Source organism: Kitasatospora brasiliensis (assembly GCF_032654805.1).
GTDB classification, from domain to species: Bacteria; Actinomycetota; Actinomycetes; order Streptomycetales; family Streptomycetaceae; genus Kitasatospora; species Kitasatospora brasiliensis.
On record NZ_JAUOOW010000002.1, the window covers coordinates 714,007 to 728,484 of the forward strand.

At 70.3% G+C, this 14,478-nt stretch carries 9 protein-coding genes; 4 read left to right on the forward strand and 5 right to left on the reverse strand.

Annotated elements, in window-relative coordinates; genetic code table 11:
• Positions 1-29: 29 nt before the first annotated feature.
• Both radA and disA read left to right on the forward strand, forming a co-directional pair.
• On the forward strand, positions 30-1,574 hold the full coding sequence (gene radA, locus QWJ13_RS11070) for a DNA repair protein RadA (protein WP_316523030.1): 1,545 nt from the start codon (positions 30-32) through the stop codon (positions 1,572-1,574).
• Positions 1,575-1,774: 200 nt separating this feature from the next.
• Entirely contained in the window at positions 1,775-2,833 is a 1,059-nt protein-coding gene (gene disA, locus QWJ13_RS11075) for a DNA integrity scanning diadenylate cyclase DisA (RefSeq protein ID WP_188306273.1), read from the forward strand.
• A gap of 166 nt (positions 2,834-2,999) precedes the next feature.
• Here disA and QWJ13_RS11080 read toward each other — a convergent pair whose 3' ends face one another.
• On the reverse strand, positions 3,000-3,857 hold the full coding sequence (locus tag QWJ13_RS11080; RefSeq protein WP_316523032.1) for a hypothetical protein: 858 nt from the start codon (positions 3,855-3,857) through the stop codon (positions 3,000-3,002).
• A 193-nt stretch (positions 3,858-4,050) separates the two neighbouring features.
• Between QWJ13_RS11080 and QWJ13_RS11085 the strand changes: the two genes are divergently transcribed.
• Positions 4,051-4,974 (forward strand): HhH-GPD family protein, encoded by a 924-nt coding sequence (locus tag QWJ13_RS11085; protein ID WP_432277480.1) that lies wholly within the window; start codon positions 4,051-4,053, stop codon positions 4,972-4,974.
• A 95-nt stretch (positions 4,975-5,069) separates the two neighbouring features.
• On the opposite strand, the gene QWJ13_RS11090 is transcribed toward QWJ13_RS11085, so the two are convergent.
• A complete protein-coding gene (locus tag QWJ13_RS11090; protein ID WP_432277481.1) occupies positions 5,070-6,668 on the reverse strand; it encodes an MDR family MFS transporter in 1,599 nt (532 codons plus the stop codon).
• A gap of 243 nt (positions 6,669-6,911) precedes the next feature.
• Here QWJ13_RS11090 and QWJ13_RS11095 point away from each other — a divergent pair, with 243 nt between their 5' ends.
• Positions 6,912-7,547, forward strand: coding sequence for a TetR/AcrR family transcriptional regulator (locus QWJ13_RS11095; RefSeq protein ID WP_316523035.1), 636 nt, complete (start codon positions 6,912-6,914; stop codon positions 7,545-7,547).
• Positions 7,548-7,609: 62 nt separating this feature from the next.
• On the opposite strand, the gene QWJ13_RS11100 is transcribed toward QWJ13_RS11095, so the two are convergent.
• From QWJ13_RS11100 to QWJ13_RS11110, 3 genes are all read right to left on the reverse strand, one after another.
• Positions 7,610-8,587 carry a M23 family metallopeptidase gene (locus tag QWJ13_RS11100; protein ID WP_316523038.1) on the reverse strand — a complete coding sequence of 326 codons (978 nt, stop codon included), beginning with the start codon at positions 8,585-8,587 and terminating at the stop codon, positions 7,610-7,612.
• A gap of 387 nt (positions 8,588-8,974) precedes the next feature.
• Complete coding sequence (locus QWJ13_RS11105) at positions 8,975-11,326, reverse strand: immune inhibitor A domain-containing protein (RefSeq protein WP_316523039.1); 2,352 nt, start codon at positions 11,324-11,326, stop codon at positions 8,975-8,977.
• A gap of 343 nt (positions 11,327-11,669) precedes the next feature.
• Complete coding sequence (locus QWJ13_RS11110) at positions 11,670-14,189, reverse strand: ATP-dependent Clp protease ATP-binding subunit (RefSeq protein WP_316523040.1); 2,520 nt, start codon at positions 14,187-14,189, stop codon at positions 11,670-11,672.
• Positions 14,190-14,478: the final 289 nt, after the last annotated feature.

The window sequence follows — 14,478 nt, forward strand, 5'->3', positions numbered from 1 at the left end:
TGTCAGACCCACCCGCTACGGTGGGCCGCATGCCTCCGCGTTCCAAGACCACCGCCAAGCCGCGCCCGGCGTACCGCTGCACGGAGTGCGGCAACCAGCTGCCCAAGTGGGTCGGCCGCTGCCCGGAGTGCAACGCCTGGGGCACGGTCGAGGAGTACGGCGCGGTGCCGATCCGGACCACGGCGGCCGGCCCGGTCAGCGCCCCCGCCCGCCCGATCGCCCAGGTGGACGGCCAGGTCGCGACGGCCCGCTCGACGGGCGTGCCGGAGCTGGACCGGGTGCTCGGCGGCGGCCTGGTGCCCGGCGCGGTGGTGCTGCTGGCCGGCGAGCCCGGCGTCGGCAAGTCCACCCTGCTGCTGGACGTCGCGGCCAAGGCGGCCACCGCGCAGCACCGCACGCTCTACGTCACCGGCGAGGAGTCGGCCGGCCAGGTCCGGCTGCGCGCGGACCGGATCAGCGCCCTGTCCGAGCACCTCTACCTCGCCGCCGAGCAGGACCTCGGCGCCGTGCTCGGGCACATCGAGGCGGTCAACCCCGGCCTGCTGATCCTGGACTCGGTGCAGACCATCGCCTCCGCCGAGCTGGACGGCGCCCCCGGCGGCCCGGCCCAGGTCCGCGAGGTGGCGGGCGCGCTGATCCGGGCGTCCAAGGAGCGCGGCATGGCCACCCTGCTGGTCGGCCACGTCACCAAGGACGGCCAGATCGCCGGCCCGCGCCTGCTGGAGCACCTGGTGGACGTGGTGCTCAGCTTCGAGGGGGACCGGCACGCCCGGCTGCGCCTGATCCGCGGGGTCAAGAACCGCTACGGCGCCACCGACGAGGTGGGCTGCTTCGAGCTGCACGACGAGGGCATCGTCGGCCTGGCCGATCCGTCCGGGCTCTTCCTGACCAGGCGTGACAAGCCCGTTCCGGGCACCTGCCTCACCGTCACCCTGGAGGGCAAGCGCCCGCTGGTGGCCGAGGTGCAGGCGCTGATGGTGGATTCGCAGATCCCCTCCCCGCGCCGCACCACCTCGGGCCTGGAGTCGCCCCGGATCGCGATGATCCTGGCCGTGGTCGAGCGGCACGGCGGGGTGAAGCTCGGCAAGCAGGACATCTACACCGCGACGGTCGGCGGGGTGAAGCTGACGGAGCCCTCGGCGGACCTCGCGGTCGCGCTCGCGGTGGCCAGTTCCTCCACCGACACCCCGCTGCCCAGCAACCTGGTGGCGATCGGCGAGGTCGGCCTGGCGGGCGAGGTACGGCGGGTGACGGGTGTGCAGCGGCGGCTGGCCGAGGCGCACCGACTGGGCTTCACCCACGCCCTGGTCCCGCCGGATCCGGGCAAGGTGCCGCCGGGCATGAAGGTGGTCGAGGTGGCGGACATCGGCGAGGCGCTGCGGGCCATCCCTGGCCGCCGCCGCTCCGCCGCCAAGCCGCGCACCGAACGCGCCGAGTCCCGTACGGATTCCCGCGGTGAGGCACCGTCGGCGCCGCCCGCCCCCCGCTCCGGCCGGGCCGCGAACCGCCCGGTGGCCCACCCGGAGGAGCTGATGGACGGCTGGGAGCCGCTCGACTCCGACGAACTGCGCTGACCCAAGCCCTGCCGAAGCCACACACAGTTAGACTTTCTCCAGTCTCATTGGCCAGAAGGCAGTACCGAGCGGTACTGAGCGACAGAGCAACAGACCGCGGAGCGGCGCACGGCGCGAGGCGCGCGGCACGGGTCGACCGGAGGAGTCACGTGGCAGCCAGCGACCGGGGGGCGGACAAGGCCTCCCGCGAGGAGGCCCTGCTGCGGGCCTCCCTCACCGCCATCGCGCCCGGTACCGCGCTTCGGGACGGCCTGGAGCGGGTCCTGCGGGCCAACACCGGCGGTCTGATCGTGCTGGGCTTCGACAAGACCGTCGAGTCCCTGTGCACCGGCGGCTTCGTCCTGGACGTCGAGTTCAGCGCCACCCGGCTGCGGGAGCTGTGCAAGCTCGACGGCGCGGTGGTGCTCGACAAGGACATCACCAAGATCGTCCGGGCCGGTGTGCACCTGATGCCGGACTCGACCATCCCCACCGACGAGACCGGTACCCGCCACCGCACCGCCGAGCGGGTCAACCGGCAGACCGGCTACCCGGTGGTCGCGGTCTCCCACTCGATGCGGCTGATCGCGATGTACGTGAACGGCACCCGCCGGGTGCTGGAGGACTCCACCACCGTCCTGTCCCGCGCCAACCAGGCGCTGGCCACCCTGGAGCGCTACAAGCTGCGTCTGGACGAGGTGGCCGGCACGCTCTCCGCGCTGGAGATCGAGGACCTGGTGACGGTCCGGGACGTCACCGCCGTGGCCCAGCGCCTGGAGATGGTCCGGCTGATCGCCACCGAGATCGCCGGCTACGTGCTGGAGCTCGGCATCGACGGCCGGCTGCTCTCGCTCCAGCTGGACGAGCTGATCGCGGGCGTGGAGCCGGAGCGCGAGCTGGTCGCCCGGGACTACTTCCCGGAGCGGGCGGCGAAGAAGGGCCGGACGGTCACCGAGGTGCTGGCCGACCTGGAGGCGCTCACCCACGCCGAGCTGCTGGACCTCCAGACCGTCGCCAAGGCGCTCGGCTACTCCGGTTCGCCGGAGTCGCTGGACTCCGCCGTCTCGCCGCGCGGCTACCGCCTGCTGGCGAAGATCCCGCGCCTGCCCAACACGGTCATAGAGCGCCTGGTCGAGCACTTCGGAGGCCTGCAGAAGCTGCTCGCCGCGAGCATCGACGACCTCCAGACCGTCGAGGGCGTCGGTGAGACCCGTGCCCGCTCGGTCCGCGAGGGGCTCTCCCGCCTCGCCGAATCGTCCATTCTGGAGCGCTACGTCTGATCGGACGCGCGGCCACGCATCCGCACGGACGCACCGACGGCCCCCGGCTGGAGAAACGTTTCCCCGGCCGGGGGCCGTCGCACATCCGGAAGACCTGAAGCCCCGAAACCCCGGAGCCCCCGGCCGCACACCGCGACCGGGGGCTCCGACGGAAGTTGACCGGTTCTCAGCTGTCCAGCCGGATCGAGGCCCGTGCCGAGACCTTGTCCCCGGAGAGCCCGGTGAGCTCCGCGAGCACCACGTACGTCCCGCTCGCCGGCGGCGCCTGGTCGGCGGTCGCGCACTGCGGCTTGCTGCGGCTGCGGTCCCAGGTGAAGGTCTCGGTCTGGCTGCCGTTGGCGCCGAGCTGCACCCAGATGTTGCCCTTGTCGGCCGGGCAGTCGCCGGAGGACCAGACCCGGTCGTTGCTGCTGCCGCTCACCGTGATCACGGAGGCGGTGCGGCCCAGGTCCACCCGGCAGTTGGTGCCGGAGGAGTTCTTCACCGTCAGGGCCAGCCGCGGCTTGTCCTTGGGCTGGTACGAGTTCTGGGTGCCGGCCAGCTCCAGCGCCACCTGTGAGGAGACGCAGACCGGCAGCGCCATGATCTCGGGGGTGTTCACGGCCGGAGCGCCGCCACCGGAGCCGCCCGTACCGCCGCCGCCGGCGCCGCCGCCCGCGGGAGCGGCGCCGCCGCCCGCAGGCGCGCCGCCGGTGCCGGTGCCGCCGCTGAGGTTGACCTCGGTGCCGCCGCCGCCCGCCACCGGGCCGCTCCCGCTGCCGCCGGCGCCGGGAGGCGCCGCGGGGCCGCTCGGGGAGGCGCCGGGCGTGATGGCCTGGGCGGGTGACTGGTTCGGGGCCTGGGACTGGGAGGGAACCGCCTGCGCGGCCTTGCCCTGTGAGCCGCCGTCACCCCCTCCGCCCTGATCGATCATCAGCCAGGCGATCAGCGCGACGACCGCCGCGACGGCGACGAGCATGACGACGCGCCGACGCCAGTAGATCGAGGCCGGCAGTGGTCCGACGGGTTGACGCAGAGAAGGCACGATCAAACTCTACGAGACCGTGTGTAGCAATGGGTCCACCAACACCGCACACTCGCCCCTTCCTTCACATGATCCGCCATTTGACCCGTTCGAGCGAGCCCCAACCGGACGATTTCCGGACGGTCCCGAGAAGATCCGAAAGTGGCCCACTCCACTTCGGCCCGGCGGACGGGCATGGCAGGATCGAAGGGCCATGACTGCCATCACCACCGCCACCGCCCCCGACGCCGCCCGGCTGCCGATGCCGCTGCCGCTGTTCCACTCGACCGTCCTGGACTGGTACGAGGCGAGCAAGCGGGACCTGCCCTGGCGAACCCCCGACGCCACGCCCTGGGCGGTCATGGTGAGCGAGTTCATGCTCCAGCAGACCCCGGTCAAGCGCGTACTGCCCGCCTGGGAGGCCTGGCTCACCCGCTGGCCGGCCCCGGCCGACCTCGCCGCCGAGGCGCCCGGCGAGGCGGTCCGGATGTGGGGCCGACTGGGCTATCCGCGCCGGGCGCTGCGCTTGCACGCGGCCGCGGTGGCGATCACCGAGCAGCACGACGGCGAGGTCCCGGACGACCACGCCACCCTGCTCTCGCTGCCCGGGGTGGGGGAGTACACCGCCGCCGCCGTCGCCTCCTTCGCCTTCCGCCAGCGGCACGTGGTGCTGGACACCAATGTCCGCCGGGTCTTCGCCCGCGCGGTGACCGGCGTCGAGTACCCGGCCCAGGCCACCACCGCCGCCGAGCGCCGTACCGCCACCGCGCTGCTGCCCGACGACGCCGAGACCGCCGCCACCTGGGCGGTCGGCGTGATGGAGCTGGGCGCCCTGGTCTGCACCGCGCGCGGCCCGGAGTGCGGGGACTGCCCGCTGTTCACCACCTGCGCCTGGCAGCGGGCCGGCCGCCCGCCGTACGAGGGCCCGGCCCGGCGCGGCCAGTCCTACGAGGGGACGGACCGCCAGGTGCGCGGCAAGCTGCTCGCGGTGCTCCGCGAGGCGCACGGCACCGTGCCCCAGGCACGGCTGGACGCGGTCTGGCCGGACGCGGTGCAGCGGGCCCGGGCCCTGGACGGCCTGGTCGCGGACGGCCTGGTCGAGCCGGTCGAGCAGGGCGTCTACCGGCTGCCCCAGTAGAACGGCTACCCCAGTAGAACGACTGCCCCGAGAACGAACGACGGCGCCCCCGGGAGAAGAACCTCCCGGGGGCGCCGTCGCGGTGAGCGGGCCGGTCAGATGTCCGCCGGCTCCAGCGCGGCCTCGGCCGCCTTCTCGCTCTTGCCGCCGGTCCCGCGCAGCGGCACCTCGCGCAGGAACACCGCCGCGGCGATCGCGATCACGGCCACCCCGGCGCCCCACAGGAAGACGGTGTGCATGCCGTTGGACACGGCGTGGTGGTAGGCGTCCTGGACGACCGGGTCCAGCTTGCGCAGGTCGGCCGGGCTCAGCTGGCTCGGGTCCTGCATGCCGCCGCCGGCGCCGGCGTGCTCGCCGAGCCGCTCCTGCATGGTGTCGGCCACCCGGTTGTTGAACAGCGCGCCGAACAGCGCGACACCGAAGGAGCCGCCGATGGTGCGGAACAGGGTGGCGGTGGAGCTGGCCACGCCCATGTCCTTGAGCTCGACGCTGTTCTGCGCGACCAGCATGGTGATCTGCATCAGGAAGCCCATGCCCGCGCCGAGCACGACCATCCAGCAGGCGGAGGTGAAGCGGGTGGTCCCGGTGCCCATGGTGGAGAGCAGGATCATGCCGCCGGTCATCACGAGGGTGCCGATGATCGGGTAGATCCGGTACTTGCCGGTCTTGGTGACGGCCTGGCCGACCACCAGCGAGATCACCAGCATGCCGAACATCATCGGCATCAGCAGCAGGCCGGAGTTGGTGGCCGAGGCGCCCTGGACGACCTGCTGGTAGAGCGGCAGGAAGACGGTCGAGCCGAACATCACGAAGCCGACGATGAAGCCGATGATCGAGACCAGGGTGAAGTTCAGGTTCCGGAACAGGGTCAGCGGGAGCATCGGCTCCTTGACCCGCCGCTCCCAGTAGCAGAAGTAGATCAGCGAGGCCAGGGCGAGCGTGGCCAGGCCGAGGATCTCCTGGGAGCCCCAGGCGTACTGCTGGCCGCCCCAGGTGGTGATGAGCACCAGCGAGGTGATGCCGACGGTGAGCAGGACGGCGCCGAGGTAGTCGATCTTGGCGGTGCTGCGGACCTTCGGCAGCTTCAGCGTGATGATGACCGCGACGAGCGCGACCAGGCCGAGCGGCAGGTTGATGTAGAAGGTCCAGCGCCAGCTCAGGTGGTCGGTGATGAAGCCGCCGACCAGCGGGCCGCCGATGGTGGCGAGGGCCATCACCGCGGCGAACATGCCCTGGTACTTGCCGCGGTCACGCGGCGGGACGAGGGCACCCATGATCGACATGACGCCGACCATCAGACCGCCGGCGCCCAGGCCCTGGACGGCGCGGAAGCCGATGAGCTCGTTCATGTTCTGCGACAGGCCGGACAGCGCCGAGCCCACCAGGAAGATCACGATCGAGGTCAGGAAGCTGCCCTTGCGGCCGTACATGTCGCCGAGCTTGCCCCAGATCGGGGTGGAGGCGGCGGTGGCCAGGGTGTACGCGGTGACCACCCAGGACAGGTGCTTGGCGCCGCCGAGTTCGCCGACGATGGTCGGCATGGCGGTGCCGACGATCAGGTTGTCGAGCATGGCCAGCAGCATGGTGACGACCAGGCCGACCATGACGAGACGGATCTCGCGCGGCGACCGCGGTTGCTCCTCCTCGGCCGTCTTGTCCTCCGGCTTCGGGCCGGCGGTCTTGGACTGTGACATGGGGTGGGGTCTCCCGGAGGGTGTTTCGGACGGCTGAGGGTGATTCGAGGACGGAGTACCGCGCCGTGCGGCGGGTCACTTACTTGTCGCCCGGCTAGTTAATCGATCGTCGGCACGGTAAGTTGTTTCCTAGCCGGTCGTCAAGCCAGTTTCCTGACCGGCCGCCTGGGCAGGAAGAATGGGCCCGGGGCGGACACCACCTCGGGTCCGTAGCAGTCCACCGACGCAGTCATGAGGCAGGCCATGGGCACTCCGCACAGCCCCCGCAGCGACACTCGGGCTCGCATCCTTGAGGTCTCGCTGGAGCTCTTCTCCGAGCACGGCTACGAGCAGACCTCACTGCGTGAGATCGCCGACCGGCTGGGCGTCACCAAGGCCGCGCTGTACTACCACTTCAAGACCAAGGACGACATCGTCCTGGGCATCGTCGAGCGGATGGCCGCGCCGATCGACGAGACCATCGCGTGGGGCCGCGAGCAGGCCTGGAGCCCGGAGATGCGCGACGAGCTGATCCGCCGCTTCGCGGGCGGCATGGCCGAGCGGGCGCCGCTGCTGCGCTTCTTCCACGAGAACCAGCCGGCACTGCGCGAATCCCCGGCCGGGCTGGCCTTCAAGGACCGCATGATCGCCATGATGCAGCTGGTGCACGGGCCGGACGCGGACTTCCACGACCGGCTGCGGGCCGCGATGTCGCTGTTCGCCGTCCACTCCTCGCTGTTCCTGCTCAAGCACGACAACGGGGACTGCGGCCCGGCCCTGAACGTGTGGGGCGAGCAGCTGCCCTCCGCCGGCCTGGACGAGGCGATCGCGGCGGCCCGGGACATCGGGCTGGAGATCGCCGGCCGGATCGACCACCCGGTGCCCGCGGCCGGCGTCTGAGGCCGACATCCGAGGCCGGCGCCCGACGGCGGCGCCCGACGGCGGCGTCCGGCGATGGGGGCTCAGAAGTCCGTGACGCCGTGCCCCTGGAGGTACGTGATCGGGTTGACCACCGCGCCGTAGCGGTTGCTGGTGCGGATCTCGAAGTGCAGGTGCGGGCCGGTGGAGTTGCCGGTGCTCCCGGACAGCCCGATCCGCTCGCCCGCCGACACCCGCTGCCCCTTGACGACGGCGACCGAGGACAGGTGCGCGTACTGCGCGTAGTGCCCGTCCGCCAGCCGCAGCACGACCTCCTTGCCGTACGAGCCGTCCCAGCCGGCCGACACCACGGTCGCGTTGCCGACCGCCAGCAGCGGGGTCCCCGGGCGGACCGCGAAGTCCACCCCGGTGTGGTACCCGGCCGCGTAGCCGCGGTTGGGTTTCCCGAACGGGTTGCTGGTCGGCGCGTTCGGCACCGGCGCCGACCACTCCGGAGCCGGCTCCGGAGCCGGCTCCGGCTCGGGCTCCGGCTCGGGCTCGTCCTCGGGCTCCGTCTCGGGCTCCGGCTCGTCGGGGACCGGTTCGGCCGCGGCCTGCGGCGGGGGCGGGGACGACCCGAACGGCAGCAGGTTGGCCGCCACCGCCACGAACTGCTGCGCCGTCTCCCCGTCGTCGGGCAGCTTGTACGCGCTGGGGACGGCGACCTGGACCAGCCCCGCGATCGGCACCTCGGCCTGCGGCACGGTGAAGGCCGAACTTCCCGGCGTGGTGGGCCGCACGGTCTGCGCCGAGGCGGTGCCCGGCGCGGCCACCAGCAGCACCCCGGCCAGCAGCACCGCGGCCGCTCCGGCCGAGATCAGCGCGTGGTCCTGCTCCGCACGCTGCCGGCTGCCCGGCAGCGTGGTGTGCCGTGGCGTTCCGAGCGTGCGCAGCGGCGCGGCTTGGGTGCGGACGGCCTGGCCGAGCCTGGGCTGCCAGAGCGCGGCCTGGGCCACGGCGTGGGCCGCGGCGCGGGCGGCGAGCCGGCGCAGGGCCGGCCCCATTGACGGGACGGTGGACATCGCTTGCCGTACCTCACGGTCGTACGAGGGCAGCACGACGGGCCCGTTCGGGACGCGTGCTGAGCGGGGGACCACTCAGGTGTAACGGTCACCGAGCGGAGTCCCAAACCGCATGACGTACTACGCCAAGTAGTCAGCGTGGCGCCGGATATTCAAGCCGACGGAGTAACGATCATGAGATCCGATCGTCCACGACCGCTCCGCGGGGTCCGCCGACTTCCCGGTCCCGGCTACTACCAACGGTCGTACCGGCCCGGAGGCCTGTGACCAGCACCACTGGCCCGGGCGGAAAGCGTCCGGCCCGTCCCCGCGAGCTGCGGGGACGGGCCGGACGTGGAGTTGTCAGAGCTGCCTGGTCACAGGCCGATCGCTACCGGTGGGCGACGATCAGTTGTCGACCGGGCGGACCCGGATCCAGGTCTCCAGGTAGTTCGAGGACTCGTTCTCGACCTCGATGCTGGTCCCGGTCTTCGGGACGTCGACACCGCTGTACTGGTTGTCCTTGGTCCACCACGACTTCAGGTCATTGAACTCGTCGACGCCCTTGGCCTTCGGGATGACGGTCTCGACGCCGGCCTTGTGCAGGGTCAGCCCGGTGGTGCGGCGGGAGCCGAAGGTGGAGTCGTAGCCCTGCATGCGCGGACGCATCAGGGTGCCGTCGGTCCACTTCAGCGGAGCCGGGTGCGAGTCCACCGGCAGGACCAGGCCGTGGCCCGGGTGGATGCTGACGTTGTTGTCGGTCTGCGACTCGTCCCAGTACCAGATCAGCAGACCGGGCTGGTAGGCGTAGTGCTCGACCCACTCCGGCCGGTCGGCGAAGCCGAAGTTGTACGGGCCGGTCTTCAGCGTCTGGTCGAAGGACACGTACTGCCGGTTCTCCGCGATGTAGTACTGCGCGTAGTCCTTGGTGTACGAGCCGCCGAAGCGGGTGAAGCCGTCGGCCGCCCAGCCGTTGTCACCGTTCTCGGCGTCGTCGCTGAACACGGTGGCGCCGTCGGCGACGACCGCGATGTTGTCCAGCGTCAGGCCGCGGTAGTGCAGGCCGCCGTCGGTGGTGTTGTGGTAGCGGAACTTGATCTGCTTGCCCGCGTAGGCGTCCAGGTTGAAGGACAGGTCGCCCCAGGTGGCCACCTGGCCGCTGAGGGCCGGACGGTCGTTCTCGCGGGGCAGCGCGGTGCCGTTCCAGGTGCCGTCGATGACGGTCCAGTTCTTGCCGCCGTCGGTGGAGACCTCGCCGAACGCGTAGTCGAAGTCCTGCTCCAGCTCGTACCAGGCCTTGGCGTTGATGCTGGCCTTGGTCTTGCCGGTCAGGTCGATGTCACGGGTGAGGGTGACGTTCAGGTTGTCGGCGCTGCCGCTCCACCACTCGCTGTTGCCGCCGAAGGGCTTGTTGATCGCGGTGGTGATGCTCTTCTTCGGCAGGTCGACGATCAGGCCCTGCGGCAGGTTGCTGTTGTACTCCGCCGGGCCGATGTGGTGGGTCGACTCCTTGCCGGCCTTGGCGCGGTCGACCTTCAGCCAGCCGAGCTGGTACTTGCTCCAGCCGTCGAGGTCGTTCGGCATGTCGCCGATGCTGTCCTTGCCCTCGCCGAGCCAGGAACCGGAGGACATCAGCGACCAGAAGCCGACCGAGTTGTCGATGCCCTTGCCGGCGGTGTCGTAGAGGTCCGGCAGACCGAGGTCGTGGCCGTACTCGTGGGCGAAGACGCCGAGGCCGCCGTTCTCCGGCTGCATCGTGTAGTCGCCGATCCACAGGCCGCTGTTGCCGACCTGGACGCCGCCGAGCTTGTTGCCCTCGGGGCCGGCCTTGCCCTGGAGGTTGCCGTAGACGTACGAGCGGTGCGCCCACAGGGCCTTGCTGCCCTGCTTGCCGCCACCGGCCGACTTGTCCTCGCCGGCGTGCACGATCTGGAAGTGGTCGATGTACCCGTCGGGCTGGTTGAAGTTCCCGTCGTGGTGCGAACCGTAGCGGTCCCACTGGTCGTACTGGGCCAGGGTCGCCTTGATCTGGGCGTCGGTCTGGCCCTTGGCGAGCTGGTCCTTGTACCAGATGTCCACGGCGTCGCGGATCAGGTCCTGGGCGCTGCCGCAGACGTTGGAGCCGCAGTAGTCGGAGCCGTACCGGGCCTCGTTCCACGGCACCCGGACCCAGTCCGAGACCACGCCGTCGACCGAGTAGCGGCCCGAGGACTGCTTCTCGTAGTACGTCTTCAGCGAGGGCTTGTCCTTGCTGAAGTACAGGTCCTGGTAGTGCTGCTGGTTGTAGTCGGCCTGCCAGGCGGTCGAGTTGTTGGTGGCCGGGTTCGGCTTCTCGATCTCGTTGTGCTTCGGGCCGGCCTCACCGCCGTACTTGACCTTGCCATCCGGCGTCATGGTGGTGTTGTCCACCTGGTCGCCGAAGTCGACCAGGATGGTGAAGATCTTGTCCGTCCGCTCGCGGGAGAGCTCGACGTACTTGTCCTTGCCGATCTTCACACTGGTGCTGCCGTTGTGCTTCTCGACCTGGGCGGTGCCGTTGAGCAGCTGCTCGGTGGCGGCCTTCTGCTCGGCCTGCACCTTCGCGGTCAGCGGGCCCGGGATGTTGTGCTCCGTGTTGGCCTGGACGGCCGCATCGGCGGGGTCCCGAAGGACCGGGGCCGAACCGGCGGCGACGGCGGTGCTCGGGAACAGGCCCGCACCGAGCGTGACTATGACCGCCGTGGCCGTGGCGGCCGCAGCGGTTCTCCTGGTGTTCTTCAACGTTGTGACGTCCTCCCCGACCGGGGCCAGTACTTGGCCAAAACCCGGCAAACCAAAATGAAAGACAGGTGGACGTCATTTGATCCAAGCGTGCACGGAAAAGATAGACCTTGACCCTGACATGGTCACGGCGCTATCCTCCGCGACTCCCCATCACCTGACCATATGTCAACCGTATGTTGATTAAACGTTACTGAGAAATCGAGCGCACCCGCACCAGCCGCGGCGGAAGCCAGTCGTCCCGTTCGGCGTCCCGCCGCAGGGGGGCGGGCCGGAACGCACCGAGCCCCCGGCGCGAACGCCGGGGGCTCGATGGCTGTGAAGTTGTCTGTTAAAAGTTGGGTTACTTCGTCAGGTCCGGACCGGACGAGGCGACCGCGGCCGGGGTGTCCGCGACGGCTGACTTCTCCTCGCCGCGGAAGGTGAACTTGGCGTCCTTGCCCTCGCCCTCGACGTCGACGACGACGATGTGGCCGGCCCGCAGCTCACCGAAGAGGATCTTCTCGGAGAGGTGGTCCTCGATCTCGCGCTGGATGGTGCGGCGCAGCGGACGGGCACCCAGGATCGGGTCGTAGCCGCGCTTGGCCAGCAGCTTCTTGGCCTCGACGCTGAGCTCCAGGCCCATGTCCTTGTCCTTGAGCCGCTCGTCCACCTTGTCGATCATGAGGTCGACGATCTGGATGATGTCGTCCTCGGACAGCTGGTGGAACACCACGATGTCGTCGACACGGTTCAGGAACTCGGGGCGGAAGTGCTGCTTGAGCTCCTCGCCGACCTTCGCCTTCATCCGCTCGTACCCGGTCTGGGTGTCACCCGCGGCCGCGAAGCCGAGGTTGAAGCCCTTCGAGATGTCCCGGGTGCCGAGGTTGGTCGTCATGATGATGACGGTGTTCTTGAAGTCGACCACGCGGCCCTGGGAGTCGGTCAGGCGACCGTCCTCCAGGATCTGGAGCAGCGAGTTGAAGATGTCCGGGTGGGCCTTCTCGACCTCGTCGAAGAGGACGACGGAGAACGGCTTGCGGCGGACCTTCTCGGTCAGCTGGCCGCCCTCCTCGTAGCCCACGTATCCGGGCGGGGAGCCGAACAGCCGGGAGACGGTGTGCTTCTCGGAGAACTCGGACATGTCGAGCGCGATCAGCGCGTCCTCGTCGCCGAACAGGAACTCCGCCAGCGTCTTGGACAGCTCGGTCTTACCGACACCGGACGGGCCGGCGAAGATGAACGAACCGCCGGGGCGCTTCGGGTCCTTGAGGCCCGCACGGGTGCGCCGGATGGCCTGGGAGAGCGCCTTGATGGCGTCCTTCTGGCCGATGACGCGCTTGTGCAGCTCGTCCTCCATGCGCAGCAGGCGGGACGTCTCCTCCTCGGTCAGCTTGAAGACCGGGATGCCGGTGGCGGTGGCCAGGACCTCGGCGATGAGCTCCTCGTTCACCTCCGCGACGACGTCCATGTCGCCGGCCTTCCACTCCTTCTCACGCTTGGCCTTGGCCTGGAGGAGCTGCTTCTCGTCGTCGCGCAGGGACGCGGCCTTCTCGAAGTCCTGCGCGTCGATCGCGCTCTCCTTCTCGCGGCGCACGTCGGCGATCTTCTCGTCGAACTCGCGCAGGTCCGGCGGCGCGGTCATCCGACGGATGCGCATTCGGGAGCCGGCCTCGTCGATCAGGTCGATCGCCTTGTCCGGCAGGAAGCGGTCCGAGATGTACCGGTCGGCCAGGGTGGCGGCGGCGACCAGGGCGGCGTCCGTGATGGAGACCCGGTGGTGGGCCTCGTAGCGGTCGCGCAGGCCCTTGAGGATCTCGATGGTGTGGGGCAGCGAGGGCTCCGCGACCTGGATCGGCTGGAAGCGGCGCTCCAGCGCGGCGTCCTTCTCCAGGTGCTTGCGGTACTCGTCCAGGGTGGTGGCACCGATGGTCTGGAGCTCGCCGCGGGCCAGCATCGGCTTGAGGATGCTGGCGGCGTCGATGGCGCCCTCGGCGGCGCCCGCGCCGACCAGGGTGTGCAGCTCGTCGATGAACAGGATGATGTCGCCGCGGGTGCGGATCTCCTTGAGGACCTTCTTCAGGCGCTCCTCGAAGTCACCGCGGTAGCGCGAGCCGGCCACCAGGGCGCCCAGGTCCAGCGTGTAGAGCTGCTTGTCCTTGAGCGTCTCCGGGACCTCGCCCTTGACGATCGCCTGTGCCAGGCCCTCGACCACGGCGGTCTTGCCGACGCCGGGCTCACCGATCAGCACCGGGTTGTTCTTGGTGCGGCGGGACAGCACCTGCATGACCCGCTCGATCTCCTTCTCGCGCCCGATGACCGGGTCGAGCTTGGCCTCGCGGGCGGCCTGGGTGAGGTTGCGGCCGAACTGGTCCAGGACCAGCGAGGTCGACGGGGTGCCCTCGGCGGGCCCGCCGGCGGTGGCCGACTCCTTGCTGCCGCCGGTCTGGTAGCCGGAGAGCAGCTGGATGACCTGCTGGCGCACCCGGTTGAGGTCGGCGCCCAGCTTCACCAGGACCTGGGCGGCGACGCCCTCGCCCTCGCGGATCAGGCCGAGCAGGATGTGCTCGGTGCCGATGTAGTTGTGGCCGAGCTGAAGGGCCTCGCGGAGCGACAGCTCCAGGACCTTCTTCGCCCGGGGGGTGAAGGGAATGTGGCCGGACGGGGCCTGCTGGCCCTGGCCGATGATCTCCTCGACCTGCTGGCGAACGGCCTCAAGAGAAATCCCGAGGCTCTCCAGGGCCTTGGCGGCGACGCCCTCGCCCTCGTGGATCAGACCCAGGAGGATGTGCTCGGTGCCGATGTAGTTGTGGTTGAGCATCCGGGCTTCTTCCTGAGCCAGGACGACAACCCGCCGCGCGCGGTCGGTGAACCTCTCGAACATCGTTTATCGCTCCTCAGAGCGGTCGGGCAGTTCGGGGTCCGTCCCCGCCCTGTCCTTCCGCATGCTAGTCCCGCTCAGCGGCGCGGCCCACGGATTCACTCCCCGGTAGAGGAGCGAGATGCTGCGCGACCAGCCGACACCAATCCCAACCTGATGCTGGGAATCGGTGTTCCCACAGGCGGGCCGGATGCACCGGATTCCGCTACGCCATCGGCGAACACGTGCCGCCGGGGGCGCGGCCGGAACCCCCGGTCGGTCGCGCGTACTGCCCCTGGACGGGCCGAAGAAC